This is a genomic window from Shewanella gaetbuli (genome assembly GCF_023284065.1).
GTDB lineage: Bacteria > Pseudomonadota > Gammaproteobacteria > Enterobacterales > Shewanellaceae > Shewanella > Shewanella gaetbuli.
Map to the genome: position 1 here is coordinate 210,842 of NZ_JAKIKP010000004.1, position 21,594 is coordinate 232,435.

At 38.8% G+C, this 21,594-nt stretch carries 17 protein-coding genes; 10 read left to right on the top strand and 7 right to left on the bottom strand.

From position 1 onward, the window contains the following. Positions 1 to 564 precede the first annotated feature (564 nt). The 6 genes from ruvB to L2672_RS07875 form a co-directional block, all read right to left on the bottom strand. Positions 565 to 1,569, bottom strand: a complete 1,005-nt coding sequence (ruvB, locus tag L2672_RS07850) for a Holliday junction branch migration DNA helicase RuvB (RefSeq protein ID WP_248995275.1) — start codon at positions 1,567 to 1,569, stop codon at positions 565 to 567. A gap of 20 nt (positions 1,570 to 1,589) precedes the next feature. Beyond that, on the bottom strand, positions 1,590 to 2,207 hold the full coding sequence (ruvA, locus tag L2672_RS07855; RefSeq protein ID WP_248995276.1) for a Holliday junction branch migration protein RuvA: 618 nt from the start codon (positions 2,205 to 2,207) through the stop codon (positions 1,590 to 1,592). Continuing rightward, the gene (gene ruvC / locus L2672_RS07860; protein ID WP_248995277.1) at positions 2,204 to 2,725 is read right to left on the bottom strand and encodes a crossover junction endodeoxyribonuclease RuvC; all 522 of its coding nucleotides are present in this window, start codon (positions 2,723 to 2,725) and stop codon (positions 2,204 to 2,206) included. Before ruvC ends, ruvA begins: the two co-directional genes overlap by 4 nt. Before the next feature lie 5 nt (positions 2,726 to 2,730). Further along, positions 2,731 to 3,477, bottom strand: coding sequence for a YebC/PmpR family DNA-binding transcriptional regulator (locus tag L2672_RS07865; RefSeq protein WP_248995278.1), 747 nt, complete (start codon positions 3,475 to 3,477; stop codon positions 2,731 to 2,733). A gap of 86 nt (positions 3,478 to 3,563) precedes the next feature. After that, a complete protein-coding gene (aspS, locus tag L2672_RS07870) occupies positions 3,564 to 5,342 on the bottom strand; it encodes an aspartate--tRNA ligase (RefSeq protein ID WP_248995279.1) in 1,779 nt (592 codons plus the stop codon). A gap of 336 nt (positions 5,343 to 5,678) precedes the next feature. Beyond that, positions 5,679 to 8,498, bottom strand: a complete 2,820-nt coding sequence (locus tag L2672_RS07875) for a diguanylate cyclase domain-containing protein (protein WP_248995280.1) — start codon at positions 8,496 to 8,498, stop codon at positions 5,679 to 5,681. Between the two features lie 401 nt (positions 8,499 to 8,899). On the opposite strand from L2672_RS07875, the gene cmoA reads away from it, so the two are divergent. The 7 genes from cmoA to L2672_RS07910 are packed head-to-tail and all read left to right on the top strand — an operon-like array spanning position 8,900 to position 16,736. Beyond that, positions 8,900 to 9,631: a carboxy-S-adenosyl-L-methionine synthase CmoA gene (gene cmoA / locus L2672_RS07880; RefSeq protein ID WP_248995281.1), complete on the top strand. Its 732-nt coding sequence runs from the start codon at positions 8,900 to 8,902 to the stop codon at positions 9,629 to 9,631. After that, a complete protein-coding gene (gene cmoB / locus L2672_RS07885; RefSeq protein ID WP_248995282.1) occupies positions 9,628 to 10,620 on the top strand; it encodes a tRNA 5-methoxyuridine(34)/uridine 5-oxyacetic acid(34) synthase CmoB in 993 nt (330 codons plus the stop codon). Before cmoA ends, cmoB begins: the two co-directional genes overlap by 4 nt. Positions 10,621 to 10,646: 26 nt before the next feature. Beyond that, positions 10,647 to 11,423, top strand: coding sequence for an ATP-dependent zinc protease family protein (locus tag L2672_RS07890; protein WP_248995283.1), 777 nt, complete (start codon positions 10,647 to 10,649; stop codon positions 11,421 to 11,423). Positions 11,424 to 11,431: 8 nt separating this feature from the next. After that, complete coding sequence (locus L2672_RS07895; protein ID WP_248995284.1) at positions 11,432 to 12,937, top strand: inactive transglutaminase family protein; 1,506 nt, start codon at positions 11,432 to 11,434, stop codon at positions 12,935 to 12,937. Then, positions 12,937 to 13,893 carry an alpha-L-glutamate ligase-like protein gene (locus L2672_RS07900; RefSeq protein WP_248995285.1) on the top strand — a complete coding sequence of 319 codons (957 nt, stop codon included), beginning with the start codon at positions 12,937 to 12,939 and terminating at the stop codon, positions 13,891 to 13,893. Before L2672_RS07895 ends, L2672_RS07900 begins: the two co-directional genes overlap by 1 nt. Next, positions 13,856 to 15,622 (top strand): hypothetical protein, encoded by a 1,767-nt coding sequence (locus L2672_RS07905; protein ID WP_248995286.1) that lies wholly within the window; start codon positions 13,856 to 13,858, stop codon positions 15,620 to 15,622. The genes L2672_RS07900 and L2672_RS07905 overlap by 38 nt, the downstream gene beginning before the upstream one ends. Further along, on the top strand, positions 15,600 to 16,736 hold the full coding sequence (locus tag L2672_RS07910; RefSeq protein ID WP_248995287.1) for a DUF3541 domain-containing protein: 1,137 nt from the start codon (positions 15,600 to 15,602) through the stop codon (positions 16,734 to 16,736). Before L2672_RS07905 ends, L2672_RS07910 begins: the two co-directional genes overlap by 23 nt. Before the next feature lie 91 nt (positions 16,737 to 16,827). On the opposite strand, the gene L2672_RS07915 is transcribed toward L2672_RS07910, so the two are convergent. After that, on the bottom strand, positions 16,828 to 17,172 hold the full coding sequence (locus L2672_RS07915) for a Grx4 family monothiol glutaredoxin (protein ID WP_248995288.1): 345 nt from the start codon (positions 17,170 to 17,172) through the stop codon (positions 16,828 to 16,830). Between the two features lie 314 nt (positions 17,173 to 17,486). Between L2672_RS07915 and sodB the strand changes: the two genes are divergently transcribed. The 3 genes from sodB (at position 17,487) to L2672_RS07930 (ending at position 21,594) form a co-directional block, all read left to right on the top strand. Next, a complete protein-coding gene (sodB, locus tag L2672_RS07920) occupies positions 17,487 to 18,068 on the top strand; it encodes a superoxide dismutase [Fe] (protein ID WP_248995289.1) in 582 nt (193 codons plus the stop codon). A 258-nt stretch (positions 18,069 to 18,326) separates the two neighbouring features. Then, a complete protein-coding gene (locus tag L2672_RS07925) occupies positions 18,327 to 20,261 on the top strand; it encodes a PrkA family serine protein kinase (RefSeq protein WP_248995290.1) in 1,935 nt (644 codons plus the stop codon). 61 nt (positions 20,262 to 20,322) lie between these two features. Continuing rightward, positions 20,323 to 21,594, top strand: coding sequence for a YeaH/YhbH family protein (locus L2672_RS07930; protein ID WP_248995291.1), 1,272 nt, complete (start codon positions 20,323 to 20,325; stop codon positions 21,592 to 21,594).

The window sequence follows — 21,594 nt, forward strand, 5'->3', positions numbered from 1 at the left end:
CACATTTTTATTTGGTAAAGATTTCAAAATGAACTTTTTATTTGTACAAATAATCAACACCTTCGAATAATTTATAACTAAGTCACATTTACGCTAGCGAACGAGACTGTTATAAAATATTTAAATTACAAATAATGAAAAATCTTCGACAACATTTTTAACCTTTTAACACGTTTGCAACCATTCATAATAAATACTCACCCTATCGATATTGAGCAAACCAATCTTAAGCATTAAAAATGAGTATTTATGCATCAGAGTTTATTTTGTTACGGATATAAAAAATGAACGCGATTGCGTCCATTTTAGAAGAGTCTTGTTAGTCTAGTTAACCTGAGCGATGGATAAGAAATTAGCAATTGCAATCATTTATTTGAATTTTATTTTAAATACATTTCTAGAGAGTATCTTTTCTAGAACAAGCTAATTTGTGTATCAATAACTGGCCACAATTTGGTTCAACATAGCTTTACCTCCCCATCCTTGGGGAAAGTATTGCAAACAAATTAATGCAGTGATCATTAATATAATTTATAGAAAGCATGTTGTTATGCGTAGTTCAGCTTAGTTGGGCTTAATAATATTAAAATGATCATAAGCACGTTGAGTGGCTATTCTTCCTCGTGGGGTACGCTGAATGAAGCCTTGCTGAATTAAAAAAGGTTCAAGAACATCTTCAATGGTTTCTCTATCCTCGCCAATCGCTGCTGCAAGGTTGTCTAAACCTACTGGTCCACCCATAAACTTATCGATAATGGCCAGTAACAACTTTCTGTCTAAATAATCGAAACCTTCAAGATCAACATCCAATAAATCAAGTGCTTGCTCTGCAACTTGCTTAGTCACAATACCATCGTGTTTAACTTCAGCGTAGTCTCTGACTCTTCTTAACAGTCGGTTGGCAATTCGCGGTGTACCTCTTGAACGTCTAGCAACTTCTACCGCACCTTCAGGTTCAATAGATAAGCCCATTACCTTAGCAGAGCGCGTCACGATGGTGGTTAAGTCTGTGACATTATAAAACTCTAATCGTAAAGGAATACCAAATCGTGCTCTTAATGGTGAAGTAAGCGCACCAGCCCGAGTGGTTGCTCCCACAAGGGTAAACGGAGGTAAATCTAATTTGATTGAACGTGCTGCCGGACCTTCTCCAATCATAATGTCTAATTGGTAATCTTCTAATGCTGGATAAAGAATTTCTTCAACTACAGGGCTTAATCGATGTATTTCATCAATAAATAATACATCACCTTCTTCTAGATTAGTCAGCAGCGCAGCAAGATCGCCAGCCTTTTCAAGCACTGGACCGGAGGTTGATTTAATATTAACCCCCATTTCATTGGCGACAATCATGGCTAAGGTGGTTTTACCTAAACCAGGAGGGCCAAAAATCAGCATATGATCTAACGCTTCATTTCGATTTAACGCCGCTTGAATAAATACTTTAAGCTGGGCACGTGTATCATCTTGTCCAGTATATTCGTCAAGCATTTTAGGGCGCATAGCTCTATCAATAGCTTCATCTTGTCCTTGAAGTTCTGGTTGTATTAATCGATCGGCTTCAATCATTTACAGCAAATCCTTAGTGGTTATAGCATTGATTTTAATGCCGCTTTAATAAGGCTTTCAGACGACATGCCTTCTTTCATGTTAGCTGAAACAGCCTTACTGGCTTGAGCAGGTTTGTAACCTAACGAAATAAGTGCTGATATTGCATCTTCTTCAGCACTTTCAATTGCTGGAGCAGGTGAATAATTTGACTGTAATACAAACTCTCGCTCATTACCCGATGAAGCTTCAAGTAACGATTTCAGTTTGTCGCGCATTTCTACTACTAATCGTTCAGCCGTTTTCTTACCTACTCCCGGTAATTTAACTAAAGTGGCAATATCATCACGTTCAACACAAGAAACAAACTCATTGGCACTCATTCCCGATAGAATGGTTAAAGCCAGTTTAGGCCCAACGCCGTTGGTCTTAATCAATAAGCGAAATAAAGCGCGTTCTTGTTTAGTAATGAAACCATAAAGCAATTGTGCGTCTTCTCTGACAACAAAGTGAGTGTATAACATAGCTGATTGATTAGTTTCAGGTAATTCGTAAAAGCTAGTTAGAGGAACTTGTAATTCATAGCCCACACCATTCACATCTAAAACAATTTCAGGGGCTTGCTTTTCAACCAGTATTCCACTTAAACGACCTATCATTTATATCTTCCATATGTTCTAGTATTTGCACGTCCTCCCAAAGCAACAAGGCTTTGACAGGTATGATAATGGCACATTGCAACAGCTAAGGCATCAGCAGCATCAGCCTGCGGGGCAGCGGGTAATTTTAATAACTGAGTGATCATATGTTGTACTTGCGCTTTTTGTGCGCGACCAGTCCCCACAACCGCGCTTTTGATTTGAGTCGCACTGTATTCAGCTACAGGTAAGTTAGCGCAAGTCGCCGCTACGATTGCCGCACCTCTTGCTTGACCTAACTTCAAAGCAGAGTCAGCATTTTTAGCCATAAAAACCCGCTCAATAGCAAATTGTTCAGGTTGATATTGTTTAATAATTTCAGTTAAACCCGCATAAATTTGCTGTAATCTAAGGGGCAGCTCATCTGACTGTGTACGAATGCAACCACTGCCGATATAAGTTTGTTTTCTGCCAACACATTCAATTAACCCGTAGCCTGTGATACGTGAACCTGGGTCAACCCCTAAGATTAATGCCATTTAATTTAACCTAACTGTGCCATAACTTGCTCGCTGATTTCAGCATTATGATATACCTCTTGCACATCATCATGATCTTCAAGGATATCAATCAATTTCAAAAACTTCTCTGCAGTCTCTAAATCTAAATCCGCTTTAGTTGAAGCGACCATGGTAACCTCAGCATTGACGCTTTCGAGATTGGCTGCATCAAGTTTATCTTTCACTTTACCAAAGCTTTCAGGCGTGGTGTAAACATCAATAGAAGTATCATCGTTTATCACAACATCTTCAGCACCCGACTCGATAGCGATATCCATTACGGTATCTTCATCGGTGTTTTCTGGGTAAGAAATAACACCCACTTTATTAAACAAATAAGCCACAGAACCATCAGTACCTAAGTTACCGCCATTTTTGCTGAACGCATTGCGAACACCAGATACCGTACGATTACGATTATCTGTCATGGTTTCAACCATCACCGCGCTGCCGCCAGGACCATAGCCTTCGTAAATAATGGTTTCTAATTGTTGTCCATCTAATTCACCCGCGCCACGTTTAACGGCTCTTTCGATGGTGTCGCGAGTCATATTATTGGATAAAGATTTATCAATAGCTGCGCGCAAACGAGGGTTTGAATCAGGATCAGATCCGCCTTCTCTAGCGGCAACGGTCAGCTCACGAATGAATTTAGTAAATAATTTGCCACGTTTAGAATCTTGAGCCGCTTTACGATGTCTAATATTGGCCCATTTACTGTGTCCTGCCATAGTTAAACTCCTTAAAGATTAATTGCTTTAAACAAAAACAAACCGAGGCATAAGCCTCGGTAATGTATCTGAAATGACCTTAGCCGTTACTCAGCATCAGCATTTTTCTTTTCAATCACTTGCACACCTAACTCAACTAATTGTTGAGGGTTGGCAAAACCTGGTGCATTAGTAAGAGGACAAGCGGCCGTGGTGGTTTTAGGGAATGCCATTACGTCGCGAATAGAGTTAGCCCCTGTCATTAGCATAATGATTCTGTCTAAACCGAAGGCTAAACCAGCGTGTGGAGGTGTGCCGTAACGTAATGCTTCTAGTAAGAAACCAAACTTTTCTTGCGCTTCTTGTGGCTCAATTCCTAACAGATCAAATACTGCACTTTGCATTTCAGCATTATGAATACGTACTGAACCACCGCCCAATTCACAGCCATTTAATACCATATCATAAGCATCAGAAACCGTATTAGCCGGGTCTGCTTTTAACTGTTCAGGGCTAACACCACGAGGTGCGGTAAACGGATGATGCACGGCATGCAGTCTGCCATCTGCTTTTTCAAACATTGGGAAGTCGACAACCCATAGTGGACGCCATTCACCTTCTAATAACTCGAAGTCTTCGCCCGCTTTTAAGCGTAATGCACCCATGGCCTCAGCAACAACATTAGCTTTATCTGCGCCAAATAGAATAATGTCGCCAGTTTGTGCTTCAGTACGAGCCAAAATTTGCTTAACGATGTCTTCATTAAGGAACTTAAGTACCGGAGACTGAATACCTTCCATACCCGCATCTAAGTCATTTACCTTCATCCATGCAAGGCCTTTAGCGCCATAAATACCAACATACTTAGTATATTCGTCAATTTGCTTGCGAGATAATGAAGCGCCAGTTGGAATACGTAGTGCTGTTACACGGCCTTCGGCATCATTAGCTGGGCCTTTAAATACCGCAAACTCGACTTCTTTGACTAAGTCAGCAATATCAACAAGTTCTAATGGGTTACGTAAATCAGGTTTGTCAGAACCAAAACGACGCATGGCTTCTTCAAAAGTCATCCGTGGGAATTCGCCTAAATCAACATTTAATAAATCGTTGAATAAACCACGCACCATTGCTTCAGTTTTAGCCATGACTTGTTCTGAAGTCATAAATGAAGTTTCGATATCGATTTGAGTAAATTCTGGTTGACGATCAGCGCGTAAATCTTCATCACGGAAACACTTTACAATTTGATAGTATCGGTCAAAGCCAGACATCATCAATAATTGTTTAAATAGTTGTGGAGACTGCGGCAACGCAAAAAACTGCCCTTTGTAAGTACGGCTAGGGACTAAATAATCACGCGCACCTTCTGGAGTTGCTTTCGTTAAGATAGGCGTTTCGATGTCTAAAAAACCATTTGAATCTAGGAAGTTGCGTACATAACTAGTCACTTTCGCGCGAAAAATTAACCGTTGTGCCATTTCTGGACGACGTAAATCTAAGTAACGATACTTTAAGCGTTGTTCTTCACTATTATTTTGATGATTATCCATGCTTAATGGTAACGGTGCTGAAGTATTGATAATGGTGAGTCCTTTACCTAATACTTCAATCTCGCCCGTTTTCATTTGTCCATTAACTTGGCTATCAGGTCTAGCACGAACAATACCGGTAACTTGTACACAAAACTCGCTGCGTAGTGTACTGGCAACATCAAATACGTCTTTTAAATCAGGATCATAAACGACTTGAATAACACCTTCTCTATCGCGTAAATCAAGAAAAACCACACCACCTAAATCACGGCTACGGTTTACCCAACCTACTAATGTAATTTCTTGACCCACATGAGACTTATTGATGTCTCCACAATAATGGCTACGCATTGAACTGTATCCTTTAAATAAAAACGAATTTCGCTAAGCAAATATAACGCATATAAAAATGTAATTAAGCGGCATTATAACCTCAAATCAGCTTGATATGCTCGCTTGAGCATTAAAATAATCGCTTTATTGGTTATCAAATAGGCTGGCATGCATTATTAAGCAAATTAATGGAGGCAGTATCGACTAGAACACAATCTTTAGCTAGAGTTTGAACAATGTTTACAGCTTGTTTGGATAAAAATACATCAAGGCATACAGAATAAAGGAACGCAAATCTAACCCGGCACTAGTTGAAACCTAGATGTGATTGAAAATACGCTAACCGTTGTTAATTTATTGGTGAACATGCTTGCGGCCACCGGTTCTTTTTGCTTGATACATCAACGTATCAGAGTACTTAAGTAAGGCTTCAGGCGAATCACCATTATTAGGATAAACCGCCATGCCAATACTGGCAGATATCATCACTGGTTTATCTTCAATAGTGGTTATCGTTGCCAACTTATTTAACAATGATTCCGCTAATCGTTTCGCGTCTTGTAAACTTTGGATATGATTTAAAATAATAACAAACTCATCGCCACCGAAGCGCGCCACCGAATCAGTCTTGCGAATAGCGTTTTTGAAAACAGATGCGACTTCCGCTAAAAGCATATCACCGACATCATGACCATATTGATCATTCACGATTTTAAAACCATCTAAATCTATGAAAAGTAATGCAAACTTATCACCTGACTGTTTATGAGAAGTGATAGATGATTTGAGTTGTTGTTCAAGTAGAGTACGATTGGCTAAGCCCGTCACATTATCATGATTAGCAATGAAAACGAGTCTATCTTCGGCAGCTTCCCTTAATTTAATTTCTAAATTTAACCGTCTATTAATGATGATGACCGCCAACGCTATCGCTGATACGATTAACAAACCGATGATTAAATAATTGACCCATTTAGAGCTGAATTTACTGTGAGTATTCAATCTGACATCGTTCCACTTTTGATAAAGTGCTTGTTGTGCAGTTTTATCCATCGTCGAAAGGACTTTATTAACGAGCGGTTGTAATTCTTTAACACCCGAGAAAATGCCAATTCGACTTTGTTGGTCAGCTAAATCCGCAATTAATGACAGTTTTAAGCTAGGATAATCACCGTTTTTAAGATTTTCAGCTAAGGTAGTGACTTTTTCTACAAACATATCTGCTTGGCCATCAATCACCGTATTCAACCCTGCCAAAGTATCACTAACGGGAATAATGTCTATTTCGGGATATCGCTGTCTAAACTGATCAATCAGCTGATAACCTTGAACAACCGCAAGCCGTTTACCCGCTAGTTGACTCACATTAAAAATCGTTGGTTGAGTCATATCACTGGCAATCGCCCACGGTGATGGCCAATAAGGTTCACTGAATATAATGGTTTTTTCTCGAGTATTATTTTGAGCAAGGCTGGCCACTATTTGAATCTCACCAGACTGGAGTTGTTGCATCATTTGATCAAAATTATCAAAGGCCACAGGAATAATTGATAAGCCTAAGTGCTTAACAAGCAATGACTTTATATCAGAATTAACGCCTAAAAACTCACCGTTTCCTCCTTGAAATTCCATCGGTCGCCAGTCTTTCAAATAGCCCATTTTTATCGCGCCTAACTTGGCAAGATAATCCTTCTGCTGTTGCGATAACATAATATTATGTTCATTATTACTAAAATAGCGGTCATTCGGGTTAATTAGCCACTTATTTTCGATTCGACTTCTTTCCTCAGGTGTAATCAACTGAAATCCAGAAGAAATTCTTTCTGCAAGCCCGCTGTCTTCTAGACGAGTTAACACATAGATATCAGTGGTGTAGCCGATATTTGTATACAATTTAAAATCAGTCCACAATTTATTAGTTAATAAATAATGTGAAGTACTTGCCGATTCAGCAAAAAAACCATTAATTTCACTACGTTCAGATGCGTCTACCATGGCAGCAATAGAGTCGTAAAAACGAATCTGGGTATCAGGATACGCCTGACGAATTTTAGCAATGTAAGGGGCCGTCGGAAAAACCCCTACTCTGGCATGACTAATATCATTGATGTTGCTTATATTAATATTAGTACTGAAAAAACGACTTTTTACGGTGGTTAAATGCCAAGCTTGTTTTAGACCTGTGCGCATTTCATTGCTTTCAGGATAACCAATATGCACATCTGCAATACCATTGTTAATATCTTCAATTGAGCTGTTCATATCTCCGATAACGAAATCAATACTGATCCCCGTTTTTTTGGACCATAGTTTCCACAAATCGACAAACAAACCATCGGGTAAGCCATCGAGTCCAATATCAACATAAGGCTCTACATTACTTTGCATGGCAATCATAATGCCTGCCTGTTGACGATTATAACCAAGCCATCGCCTTTCAATTCGCATTCTCTGAGCTTCATCAATTTGCTCAAAGCCCTGTTCAATTTTGGCTAGTAAGGCACTATTACCTTTATTAACGGCAGGCGCTAATGCAATATCGTTGATTGGTAATCTAGAAGACGTATGAAATTCATTGGCAATGTCTAAGTCTAAAGACACATTGCGTTGATACCCCTCGACCCCAGCAAATACTAATATTTCGCCGTTACTTGCTCCTTTAAGCAACTCTATTCGGCTTGGATATTTACGAAAACTAAACTTAGGGTTAATGTTTTTAAGTGTTTGCTCATGAGATGAACCGTCCACTAGGCCTATTTGGTAAGGTATTAAGTCTGTTAAATGACGTTTACGATCAATAGATTTATGAATAAATAAGAAAGTGTCTAACGAGGTGATCGGTTTAGCGAAATCGAATCGGTTTAAGCGTTGCTCATTTATCGCCATACCCATATGAATATCAGCGGTACCATTATGTAAGCTATTGAGTGACTCAGTCCAATTTTGTACATCAAAAGTAATCGGTGTGTTGGTTACCATTGACCACTCAAGCCAAAGATCCACAAGAATTCCTGCTGGCTGGCCATTTTCGTCACGATACTGGTAGGGATAAGTGTCTTCCCCCATAACAATTTTGATAGGTTGAACGCTAAGATTCGTGGCAACAGAGCTGTGAGAGAAAACAATAAGTACAGTGGTAATTATCGTCAAAAATAATCTAATGACTATTTTCAAGTGCTATCCTTATCAAAAATAAATTCTAACGATTACAACTCATTGTGTAGTAAAAGCTAAAATTTTAAAAATATCCTAAAAGCATTACGTTTAACGGCTAAATACTCCGTAGTTATCGTTAAAAAACGTAAGGCAAATTTAATTCCATATTATTTAGCACAAAAATAACATTTTTACGCCATCTCTTCTAGAGCAGACACCACAAACAATTCTATTTTTTGATTTATACAAGCCTTGTTGTGACCGCAGCCCTAGATGGCTAATGAGAAGGACATAAATCGTTGCTATTTTCAGCAATATGGTTATTTAACACAATAAAATATATTAATTTTTGCCCAGTACTTGCTGCCCTTTGTAACTATTGACTAAAATAAGCATAGAACTTTTCAATATGCTATTAAATGAATTCTGAATTAGACAATATTTACGCAACCCCAAGCCATCAGGTTTCTGATTTTGTGTTTGATCAAAAAGTGGCTGGCGTATTCAACGACATGATCCGTCGCTCTGTTCCCGGTTATGCCCAAATAATTAATACCATTGGCGATTTTGCCGATTCACATGTTACTCCCAATACCAATGTATATGATTTGGGTTGTTCATTGGGGGCCGCGTCACTCACTATCCGTCGCAGAATTGAGCAAAGAAATTGCAATATTATTGCGGTAGATAATAGTGAGTCGATGATCCAACGTTGTAAAGAAAATTTATCTGCTTACGTGAGTGATACTAACGTAGAGCTAATATGTGGTGATATAAGGAATATTGAAATCAGCAACACATCAATGGTTATATTAAATTTCACCTTACAATTTTTACCTGTTGAAGATAGAGACGCACTTATAGGTAAGATTTATCGCGGCTTATTACCAGGTGGGATGTTAGTTATTTCAGAAAAACTCCGCTTTGATGATAACAAAATGCAACAACTGTTAGATAAACATCACCTAGACTTTAAACGTGCCAATGGTTACAGCGAGCTGGAAATTAGTCAAAAAAGAAGCGCTTTAGAAAATGTCATGAAACCTGATACGCTCACGCACCATCATAGTCGCTTTGATAACTGTGGCTTTAGTCATTATTCGACTTGGTTTCAATGTTTTAATTTTGTATCAATGGTAGCCATTAAATGATTAGTTTCGGTTCGTTTTACCAACAAATTGCTGACTCCAACTTGCAACACTGGCTTGAAAGCCTACCTTCCATTCTGGGTAAGTGGCAACGTGAGCATAAACATGGCAACTTACCTAAATGGGAGAAAGTGCTTAATAAATTACATTACCCAACCCCTGATAAGGTCGATTTTACAACCAGTGTGACCATAGGTAGCGGCGCACAACTTAGTGCAGGACAAACAGAAAAACTGTCAAATTTGTTGGGGATTTTTCAACCATGGCGTAAGGGACCTTTTTCAATACACGGCATCGATATAGATACTGAATGGCGTAGCGATTGGAAATGGGATAGAGTAAAAAACCATATTTCTCCATTAAAAAACAGAACAGTATTAGATGTTGGCTGTGGAAGTGGTTATCATATGTGGAGAATGTACGGCGAAGGTGCAAAATTTGTTGTGGGAATTGACCCCTCGCCTTTGTTTTTGTGCCAATTTGAAGCCGTAAAACGCATTGCAGGCAACCATCATCCAGTGCATTTATTACCACTGGGTATTGAAGAACTACCGCCACTTGATGCATTCGATACCGTTTTTTCTATGGGCGTGCTCTACCATAGGCGCTCGCCAATTGATCACATTATGCAACTGCGTGATCAATTAAGAATGGGCGGTGAGCTTGTACTCGAAACCTTGGTGATCGACGGTGATGAAAACGCCGTACTGGTTCCGACAGAACGATACGGAAAAATGAATAATGTTTGGTTTTTACCTTCTGTTGCGGCATTAATTCTGTGGTTAGAAAAATGTGAATTTACCAATGTGAGATGCGTTGATGTAGATGTCACATCTTTAGCTGAGCAACGCTCGACAAAGTGGATGAAAAACGAGTCTTTAGTGGACTATTTAGACCCAAATAACATAAGCTTAACAGTAGAAGGTTATCCTGCTCCTAAAAGAGCTATCATTGTCGCGACCAAGAACCAACCAAATTTAGATTTAGTTTAGTTAACACTTATTCAACAGGAATTGACATGTTAAAACAGGCACTTGCATTATCCGTTGCAACAATCCTTGTATCGGGTTGTACTACAACCAAACAACCTGAAACAGCTAGCATTACCAATGCTGATATACAAAGTTCTTTACAAGAATCGCAAACAGAACTTATTACAGCCTTCAACCAGCAATGCAGCCAACAGTCCGAGCAAATTACCGCCGTTTCTGAAGAACTTAAAAAGCTACAAGCTCAGTTAGACAAATCTTTTACTGAAACACATTCAGTAATGAAAAAAACAGCGGCTACCCCAAAACCTGTTCCAGTCCAAGTGACCAATCAATGCTCTGAATCAAACATTGGTGACAAGTTTATGTTAGGTGAAGTTGAAAGCGTATATGTTGATGAAGTTAAAACTAAATTTGCAACCCGAATTGATACTGGCGCTGAATCATCATCATTAGATGCTAGAAACATCGTGCTTTTTGAACGTAATGGTGACCAATGGGTTCGTTTTGATGTACTGACCAACGGCCCAGATAAACCCGCTAATACGTTTGAATCAAAAGTAGAACGCATGGTAAGAATTAAGCAAGATGCAGATTCTGAAGATGATCGTCGACCCGTTATCCACGCTCACTTAAAAATCGGTAAATACTCTGCAGAAACAGATTTAAATCTAACAGACCGTAGTCATTTAGATTATCCGCTTTTATTAGGTCGTAAGTTTATGAAAGACATTGCAGTGGTCGATGTTGGACAAATTTATATTCACGGTAAAGCAAAAGACCAAGTAACCACCCTAATTAAATAGGTATAACAATGCATTCTCGTAAACCGTTTTATATATTTGTCATTCTGCTGTTTATTGCCGGTATTGGCGCAAGCATATATCGTGGAATCGAACACAGCGTGCCTTTCTTACCGGGCGAACAAGTACAAAGCTGGGCAATTGATGCCAAAATTAGCTTCAATGGCACCAATAACCCTGCTGAAATTCATTTTGCTCTTCCTAATGACCCAGCGTTTGACATATTAGTCGAAAACACCACCTCTCCAGGTTATGGCCTAACAATTAGCGATGATGTAAATCGCAAAGCGGTTTGGTCTAAAAGAGAGACGAGTGGCCCACAATCACTTTTTTATCGCGTCACGCTAGTTCCGACAGGTAATCTAGACATTAAAGATGATATTGAACCTGCTGACACTGAGTTATACCAATGGCCTGTTACAGAACAAGCCGCGGCTGAGCAAATTGTAGGTGAAGTTTGGGAGCGTAGTGCAACTAACCTTTCGTTTGCTAAGCAGTTAATGCAACTACTCAATGATGATAACCAAAGTCAAAATATGGCATTGTTGTTATCAACAAATTCTGCAACGAATCTATTTTTACACATGCTGCATTCTAAAGGTGTTCCAGCCAGAAAAGTCAGCGGACTTCTTTTGGAAGATCAACGTCGACGTCAGCAGCTATCTAGTTATATTCAAGTTTATCAAGATGGTGTTTGGCACTTATTTGATATCCATAATAACAAACAAGGTCGCGATAATAAGCTGGTACTTTGGGAATATGCAGGCGGTTCTGTTCTTGATGTAATGGGCGGAACTAATTCTCAAGTTAATTTTTCAATGCTTCAAGACACCCGTTCTGCTTTAGCAACATCAATTGACATGATGATGACTGAAGATGCATTAGACTTCTCGTTATATCAATTACCACTTGAAGAACAAAGTTTATTTAAAGGCATCTTACTTATCCCGATTGGTGTACTTGTTGTTGTATTCTTAAGAGTTATTGTGGGGATTAAAACCTCAGGCACATTCATGCCGGTATTAATTGCGATGGCCTTTATACAAACAACGTTAATCACTGGTTTGATTGGTTTCTTGTTGATTGTTGCATTTGGTTTGATGATTCGTTCTTACCTCTCCACCCTCAACCTGCTGCTCATATCTAGGATTTCAGCAGTGATCATTGTGGTGATATTTATTATCGGCCTATTCACGCTTATCTCATTCAAACTCGGATTAAGTGAAGGCTTAACGGTCACCTTCTTCCCAATGATCATTTTAGCGTGGACCATTGAACGTATGTCGATTCTATGGGAAGAAGAAGGCCCGAAAAAAGTATTCGTAGCCGGTGGTGGTAGCTTATTTGTCGCCACAATTGCTTATTTAGCCATGAGCAACAGCATTGTTCAGCATTGGGTATTCAACTTCTTAGGTATTCACTTGGTGATTTTAGCCACTGTGCTAGTGATGGGACAATACACCGGATACCGTTTAACAGAGTTGAAACGCTTTAAACCCTTAGTGGGAGAAAAGTAATGAACTATGCATGGCCATGGGAGCTTAGCCGAGCTGGCGTGCTCAATATGAACAAGCGCAATATTAGTTATATTGGCCGCTATAATCAGCGTAAATTTTATAAACGCGTTGATGATAAGTTAATTACCAAAGAGTTAGCTTTAGCCAACAATATTGCCGTGCCTGATTTAATTGGTGTTGTGAAAGAACAGCATACCATTGAAGAAATTCCGGCAATGGTTGAAGGCCGTTCTGGTTTTGTCATCAAGCCTGCTAAAGGCTCTGGTGGTAAAGGGATTATGGTTATTACCAAAGTAGATAACGGCCGATACTACAAACCTAGTGGCGATGAAGTCACTCATAATGAAATATATCGCCATGTGTCTAATACCCTAAGTGGATTATTCTCATTAGGGGGTAAACCTGACGTTGCTATTGTTGAAGGGTTAATTGAGTTTGACCCTGTTTTTGATGGTGTAAGTTATGAAGGTGTACCTGATATTCGCTTAATTGTGTTTAAAGGTTTTCCTATTATGGGCATGTTACGATGCTCTACAGCAGCATCTGACGGTAAAGCAAACTTGCACCAAGGCGCTGTGGGAGTTGGGCTAGATATTGCTACGGGTAAAAGCTTACATGCTGTACAGTTCGATGTACCTGTAGATAAACATCCTGATACACATTTCCCTTTATCGAATATTGCCGTTCCACATTGGGAAACCCTTCTACATACAGCGTCAAGTGCGTATGAAATGTGTGAGTTAGGTTACTTAGGTACCGATATGGTTCTCGATAAAAAGCGTGGACCACTTTTACTTGAGTTAAATGCGCGTCCTGGACTGACTATCCAAATCGCTAATGGAAAGGGTATTCTTCCTCGCCTCAAACATGTTGAGTCTTTAAAAGGCCCAACTATGTCTGTTGAGGAAAGAGTGGCATATGCTAAAAAGCATTTTTGCGATAAGCCTCTGTTTTAGCTTATTGGCCACAGCGAAAGCTGTGGCCAATCCTTTAGACCTATTTGTTGAGCAATGCTTAAATTTCTCTTCAACCGAGTTCATCCCCCTTCCCCAGCAATGGCAATCAGAACAGCTCAACTCAACCACTGCAGCACCGTTGTTAGCTTCTAAAAACGAATTAGTTAACTTAGAAGATGGGTTATTAGCACTCAATAACTTAAATGATCGTAATAATTATTACCGCCAACGGATAAAAGTCGTTGAGAGCCAACAACAACTGTTAAATTGTCAAATTCACTTAGCCGATGAGCTAAAGCAGTTATTAGCAAGCTTACCTAATAATATTGATGTTGCACTGCAATCTGACAAAGATGATAACGATTCTCAATATAGATTATTTATTAACATACTCTCTAATCTCGCAAGCATCAGACTGACAACTAATGAGAAGTCTCAATTACATGGACTTCAAGCATCAATTGCCCACAACTTGCGAAGACAATATCAGTTAAATACCTCCGCTGAATGTGCCAATTCAGCGGTCACTAATGGAACAAGTATCAATAAAAGTATTGCTAAATATCTGCTAAATCAACCTCGTTCAGAGTGTCGTAAACAAGCTTGGCAGGCCTATCAATTGCGAGCTAAGGCGGCTAACCAACAAGCACTGGTGCTATTGCATCAATTAAAATTATCAATCGCCACTAAGCACGGGTTCGATAATATTGTTGATAACGATCTACACAATAGCCCACTGAATATCCAACAGTTACATCAATTTTTACACAGCCAAACCAATCAACTATCGATGTCCCCTTGGGATTTACCATTGCAATTAAAGGCATTACCTACAGTTAAATTCTCTCCCATTGAGAGTGAAAAGCTATTTCAAAAAGTACAGGATCAACTGAGTGAATTTGGGTTACGTTTTGTCAAAGTACCACTACAACAGGCTTCGACATTAAACCTATATCAACTATGGCACCACAATCGTTATTTAGGTGAATTATATTTTTACCCACATACAGAACTCAAAACGGGTAAGAAAAAAATAACCACTAATAAAATTAAACAATCCGTGTTAGGGCATCAATTTGGTCAATACGAGCTGACAGCACCTACAATAATCACTAAATTCAGTGAGTACAAAAATATGCTATTTGCAGTAAGCGAGATGATTAATCAGCTTATTAAATCCAACAAATTTTACTATCTGAACAGCCCAAATACCGCGACGGCACCTTTACCGCTTGGTACATATTGGCTTAATGAATACCTGATAAACGCATTACTATCAGATTATGTTATTTCTCCAAGGTATCAATTGTCGCGGCAATATAAAAAGCAACAAAACATCGTTAACTCGAAACTAGCCGTGTATTTTTATCAACTCGATGACGCACAAATACAGCAACAGCCAAATGAATTATTTAACACATTAACTGAAGCGGCCTTTAGCGCCAGTTTTATAGGGGAGCACTCTTACTCATCCGATATGGTATATAGTTCTCAAGCTATTGCTAATCAAGGCGTGAACCTTTATCTTCATCTGTGGTATCAGTCACTTGCACAGCTACTTAATACTGACCCAATGCTGCAAGGGCAAAACCAAATGATATTTGAGCAAGTGTTAATTAACGAACAACAGCTAGATATATATAGCTTGCTCTCCAATCTGTATCATCAACCAATGGATTTTGACACCCTATTATGGAGACTCAACCATGCTGACAATACGCCAGAGTAAAACACTCTCGTTAGTCGCATTAGCTACTGTGTTATTTAGCAGTAGTACATTTGCAAAAGAAGCTTACGTTAAACCTAAACATGATTTAACTGGCGCCCAAGTTTACCAACAAATAAAAACTCACTTAGAAACTAACTTATATTCATTACCGCCTAGGGTTCAAGGTCATTACGCTATTCGCCAATTTAGAATGACCGGTGATGAAAAATATGCCCAAGGTGCGCTAATTGATTTATTAACCATTGCAGAAAGACAAGCCTATTACGCCTGTAATTTAGATAAACCCAATTTTGTTGAAACAGAATCCGCTTTAGCCGCCAGCAAATTAGGCAAAGGCCCACGCGCTAAAGCGCGTAAAAAAGCTGTCGCCAAATATCCCAAATTTATGTTGTATAGTGAATCTTTATTACGCTACTCGAGTAGAATTGATGAGTTTGGCTTTACAGGTCCTTGTCATGATTTAATGATGTCTAAATTAACCGTCCATAATTTCGAGCCCGCTTTTACCGATCCTGAAATGATCAAAGCATGGGCTGCGCAATTAATTAATCATGTATTCTGGGCTAAGCAAATTGGTGCTGGTGACTATTTTGATGCTTATAAGAAAGCCTTTATTGAAACATACCCAGATAGCCAAGACCGGAAGTTATCTAAAGGTCAGTTTAAAAATAAAATCTATGGTCTAACTCACTTCATATTTGCAGACAGTCAATATTATCAATTTCAAGTTGACGCTAAAAAATATCAATGGATTTTAGACTACTTTGAAAAAAATATTGATCGCATTATTGCAGATACAACGGAAGATATTATTACAGAGGTAGGCATTAGCTTTTTGATAACCGGACATAAAAACCATCCTGTTACTGAAAAGGTCAAAAAGTATATTATTGCAGCATACAACCCAGAGATGAAAATGATCCCTTCTCCTACTGGACGTGCAATCTTGTCCTCTGGAGAGCATAGAAATGTGCTAGCTATGATGTTGCTAGATTGGCCTGAACAATTGCACCCAGGGCCATACCTTGCGCAAATAAAAGCAACACAAAAGTACTTACCACGACTTGTAACACCCAAAGATAAGGTTAAGGTCAAAAACGAAAAGACGCATTAGACATTAAGTCGTTATTATGTGTAATAAAATAAAAAACCAATGCCTAGGCATTGGTTTTTTTAGTTAACATGAACTCAGTTTGAGAAAAAGCTTACTCAGCAGCGTTTTCTTCAGTTCTAAATTTATCAGCAGTGGCTTTAATTAAAGGCTGTAACTCACCTTTTTGGAACATTTCGGTGACGATATCACATCCGCCAATTAATTCCCCTTCAATCCATAACTGTGGAAATGTCGGCCAGTTAGCAAATTTAGGCAATTCTGCACGAATATCTGGATGCTGCAAAATATCAACAAAAGCAAACTGCTCGCCACAGTTGATCATAACCTGAGCAACCTGCGATGAAAACCCACAACTAGGTAGTTTTGGAGAGCCTTTCATGTACACAATAATCGGATTTTCACTGATTTGCTGTTTAATTTTATCTACCGTTTCCATCTTAATTCCTAATGGTTGTCAAAGTACTAATGTTCACATTGTACGATACCTTGAGCCATAACAAAATGCCACAGATTGTAAGGGTATTTATAAATTGAACAATTGAATTGACTTAATCGATATTATTGACAAAACAATGATTCACATCACAAAAATAATCAGTACAATAGCCGTAGAGCAATTTGCCGTATGGACAGTATTAAATTCAATTAATCTGGCGTTAATACTTGATGAGTATTATTTTTTCCAGATTATTTGACGAAATAAAGTATCAGACGGAAAAACCACAAACCTAAATCCATGGAGAGAGACTAATGGCTTTCGAATTACCAGCATTACCTTACGCAAAGAACGCATTAGAGCCACACATTTCACAAGAAACAATCGAATACCACTATGGTAAACATCACAACACTTATGTTGTTAAATTAAATGGTTTAGTTGAAGGAACTGAGTTTGCTGGAAAAAGCCTAGAAGAAGTTGTTAAAACTTCAACTGGTGGCATGTTCAACAACGCGGCTCAAGTTTGGAACCATACCTTCTACTGGAACTGCTTAGCACCAAATGCTGGCGGCGCGGCTACTGGCGCGATCGCAGACGCTATTAATGCTTCTTTCGGTTCATTCGAAGAATTCAAAGCTAAATTTACTGATTCTGCAGTAAACAACTTTGGTAGTGCTTGGACTTGGTTAGTGAAAAAAGCCGACGGTTCTCTAGCGATTGTTAATACTAGCAATGCAGCAACTCCATTAACTGACGAAACAGTAACACCATTATTAACGGTTGATGTTTGGGAACATGCTTACTACGTTGACTACCGTAATGCCCGTCCAGAATACCTAAACAACTTCTGGCAGCTAGTAAACTGGGAATTCGTGAATAGCAACTTTGCTTAATCACATCCCGCTAAATTAAAGGAGCCTCAGGCTCCTTTTTTTATGACTCATTTTTACTCGGCTACACTTGCAACTGTTGCAAATGCTACGTTTGTTGCTGTTTTATAACAATTTATTTTAAAATTACTTGCGCAACATCACAATTTATATTCTAAGCTTTAAAGGTAAGGGCCAATATAAAAACGTTTGGCATCATGTCAAACCTACTTAACAACGGAAGCATTGGCCATTTGGTTTAGCAGTTTTAAGGGGTTTACTATGGGCATTTTCGAACATTATCAGCAAAGATATGAAAAGAAATTAGACGAAGAATATACTCTCGAGCAATTTCTAGAAATTTGTAAACAAGACAAGAGCGCATACGTCAGTGCGGCTGAGCGTTTATTATTGGCCATTGGTGAGCCAGAAGTGGTTGACACTTCAAAAGACTCTGTTCTGAGTCGAATCTTTTCTAACCGATTAATATCCAGATACCCCGCCTTTAAAGACTTTTATGGCATGGAAGAAGCTATAGAACAAATCGTTTCTTACTTAAAGCATTCAGCTCAAGGTTTGGAAGAATCTAAGCAAATATTATATTTATTAGGGCCTGTGGGTGGCGGTAAATCGTCATTAGCTGAAAAACTGAAATCATTGATGCAAAATGTTCCCATTTATATTTTAAGTGCCAATGGCGTACGCAGCCCAGTTAATGATCACCCATTCTGTTTATTTGACGTCGAAGAAGATGGCGACATTCTCCAAAATGAATTTGCAATCCCTAAACGTTACGTGAAAACCATTATGTCTCCCTGGGCAGTAAAAAGATTACATGAATTTGGTGGTGATATTTCAAAATTTAAAGTGGTCAAGGTTTACCCCTCTATTCTGGACCAAGTTGCTATTGCTAAAACGGAACCCGGTGATGAAAATAATCAAGACATATCAGCCCTAGTAGGTAAAGTCGATATACGTCAACTAGAGCATTTTTCACAAGATGATGCTGACGCATACGCTTATTCAGGTGCATTATGCCGTGCAAACCAAGGCCTGATGGAATTTGTCGAGATGTTTAAAGCACCGATTAAAGTTTTACATCCATTATTAACCGCCACACAAGAAGGTAACTATAACGGCACAGAAGGTTTATCCGCTTTACCTTATACCGGTATTATTTTGGCACACAGTAATGAGTCAGAATGGTCAACCTTTAGAAACAATAAAAACAATGAAGCTTTTTTAGACCGTGTCTACATTGTTAAAGTGCCCTACTGTTTACGCGTGTCGGAAGAAATTGAAATTTATCAAAAATTATTAGTGAACTCTGAGTTATCACAAGCGCCTTGTGCGCCTGGTACGCTTGAGACTTTAGCGCAATTTAGTGTGTTATCACGTATTAAACCACCTGAAAATTCTTCAATATATTCTAAAATGCGAGTGTATGACGGTGAAAGTCTAAAAGACACTGATCCTAAAGCAAAATCTTATCAAGAATACCGTGACTATGCGGGTGTTGACGAAGGCATGAATGGCTTATCAACTCGTTTTGCTTTTAAAATTTTGTCAAAAGTATTTAATTTTGACAACACTGAGATTGCGGCAAACCCAGTGCATTTATTTTATGTTCTTGAAAAACAAATCGAGCAAGAACAATTCCCAAATGATCTCAGCGAGCGTTACTTAGAGTTTCTAAAGGGCTACTTAATCCCTAAATACGTTGAGTTTATTGGTAAAGAGATTCAAACCGCTTATCTTGAATCTTATTCAGAGTACGGACAAAACATCTTTGACCGTTATGTCACCTATGCTGACTTTTGGATTCAAGACCAAGAGTATCGTGATCCTGAAACAGGCCAGTTATTCGATCGCAGTGCGTTAAATGCCGAATTGGAAAAAATTGAAAAGCCTGCCGGAATTAGTAACCCGAAAGATTTCCGAAATGAAATCGTCAATTTTGTACTTCGAGCTCGTGCCAACAATGAAGGTAACAACCCACTTTGGACAAGTTACGAAAAATTAAGAACCGTTATTGAAAAGAAAATGTTCTCAAATACAGAGGACCTATTACCAGTAATTTCGTTTAACACTAAAACGTCTAATGACGATCAACGCAAACATGATGACTTCGTCAATAGAATGATGGAGAAAGGCTACACCAAAAAACAAGTCAGATTACTATCAGAATGGTACTTACGCGTGCGTAAATCATCATAACAAACCTAAGGCTTTACTTAGTTATTTGAGTAAAGCCTTAGAAGTGGCTTGGGAGGTGCGTATGGCCAACTTTATTGATAGAAGATTGAACGCAAAAGGCAAAAGTACCGTTAACAGACAACGGTTTATAGAACGTTATAAAAAACAAATTAAACAATCAGTCAGTGATGCAGTGACCAAACGCAGTGTTACAGACATTGATAAAGGTGAGCAAATTAGTATTCCAACACGGGATATTAGTGAACCCCTATTTCGCCAAGGAAAAGGCGGTAAGCGTGAACAAATACATCCGGGCAATGATCAATTCAGCCAAGGTGACAAAATTGAGCGCCCTAAAGGAGGCCAAGGTTCTGGTGGCAGTGGCCAAGGTGACGCTTCAGACTCTGGTGAAGGTACAGATGAATTTGTATTTCAAATATCAAAGGACGAATATTTAGAGCTATTATTTGAGGATCTAGAGTTACCTAACCTACAAAATAATAATCTTAATAAGTTAGTTGAGTATCAAACCTATAGAGCTGGATTTACTAATGATGGTGTTCCCGCCAATATTAACATTGTTCGGTCGTTACGCTCATCATTAGCGCGAAGAATTGCCATGAGCGCCGACAAGAAAAAGGCTCTGGCATTATTAGAGCAAGAATATGAGCAGCTTACGCAAACACCTGGTTCAAGTGCTGAACGTATCATTGAGCTTGAGCAACAAATTGAGCAACTAAAACGCAAGATTGCCAGCGTGCCCTTTATCGACACTTTTGATTTACGTTATAACAATTATGCTAAACGCGAAAAGCCCTCCAGTCAGGCTGTCATGTTCTGCTTAATGGACGTATCGGGCTCGATGGATCAGGCCACAAAAGATATGGCAAAACGCTTTTATATTCTGTTATATCTGTTTTTAACACGCACATATAAAAACTTAGAAGTGGTGTATATCAGACATCACACCCAAGCCAAAGAAGTGGATGAACAAGAGTTTTTCTATTCACAAGAAACTGGCGGCACCATTGTGTCAAGTGCATTGAAATTAATGCATCAAATACAACAAGAAAGATACCCTGCAAATGAATGGAATATTTACGCTGCCCAAGCCTCAGATGGTGATAATTGGTCAGATGACTCACCCATCTGTCGTGATTTATTGACGGAGAAGATTTTACCTTTAGTTCGTTACTTTAGTTACATAGAAATTACACAACGGTCGCACCAAACCCTGTGGAATGAATATGAACAATTACAACAACGCTTTGACAACATCGCAGTTCAACACATAAAACAAGTCGATGATATCTACCCTGTGTTTAGAGAACTCTTCAAGAAACAAGCGGTTTAG

Excerpts from the sequence above, each read along its gene's own strand:
- ruvB (WP_248995275.1), bottom strand. The coding sequence starts at position 1,569 with ATGATTGAAGCCGATCGATTAATACAACCAGAACTTCAAGGACAAGAT.
- ruvA (WP_248995276.1), bottom strand. The coding sequence starts at position 2,207 with ATGATAGGTCGTTTAAGTGGAATACTGGTTGAAAAGCAAGCCCCTGAA.
- ruvC (WP_248995277.1), bottom strand. The coding sequence starts at position 2,725 with ATGGCATTAATCTTAGGGGTTGACCCAGGTTCACGTATCACAGGCTAC.
- L2672_RS07865 (WP_248995278.1), bottom strand. The coding sequence starts at position 3,477 with ATGGCAGGACACAGTAAATGGGCCAATATTAGACATCGTAAAGCGGCT.
- aspS (WP_248995279.1), bottom strand. The coding sequence starts at position 5,342 with ATGCGTAGCCATTATTGTGGAGACATCAATAAGTCTCATGTGGGTCAA.
- cmoA (WP_248995281.1), top strand. The coding sequence starts at position 8,900 with ATGAATTCTGAATTAGACAATATTTACGCAACCCCAAGCCATCAGGTT.
- cmoB (WP_248995282.1), top strand. The coding sequence starts at position 9,628 with ATGATTAGTTTCGGTTCGTTTTACCAACAAATTGCTGACTCCAACTTG.
- L2672_RS07890 (WP_248995283.1), top strand. The coding sequence starts at position 10,647 with ATGTTAAAACAGGCACTTGCATTATCCGTTGCAACAATCCTTGTATCG.
- L2672_RS07895 (WP_248995284.1), top strand. The coding sequence starts at position 11,432 with ATGCATTCTCGTAAACCGTTTTATATATTTGTCATTCTGCTGTTTATT.
- L2672_RS07900 (WP_248995285.1), top strand. The coding sequence starts at position 12,937 with ATGAACTATGCATGGCCATGGGAGCTTAGCCGAGCTGGCGTGCTCAAT.
- L2672_RS07905 (WP_248995286.1), top strand. The coding sequence starts at position 13,856 with ATGCTAAAAAGCATTTTTGCGATAAGCCTCTGTTTTAGCTTATTGGCC.
- L2672_RS07910 (WP_248995287.1), top strand. The coding sequence starts at position 15,600 with ATGCTGACAATACGCCAGAGTAAAACACTCTCGTTAGTCGCATTAGCT.
- L2672_RS07915 (WP_248995288.1), bottom strand. The coding sequence starts at position 17,172 with ATGGAAACGGTAGATAAAATTAAACAGCAAATCAGTGAAAATCCGATT.
- sodB (WP_248995289.1), top strand. The coding sequence starts at position 17,487 with ATGGCTTTCGAATTACCAGCATTACCTTACGCAAAGAACGCATTAGAG.
- L2672_RS07925 (WP_248995290.1), top strand. The coding sequence starts at position 18,327 with ATGGGCATTTTCGAACATTATCAGCAAAGATATGAAAAGAAATTAGAC.
- L2672_RS07930 (WP_248995291.1), top strand. The coding sequence starts at position 20,323 with ATGGCCAACTTTATTGATAGAAGATTGAACGCAAAAGGCAAAAGTACC.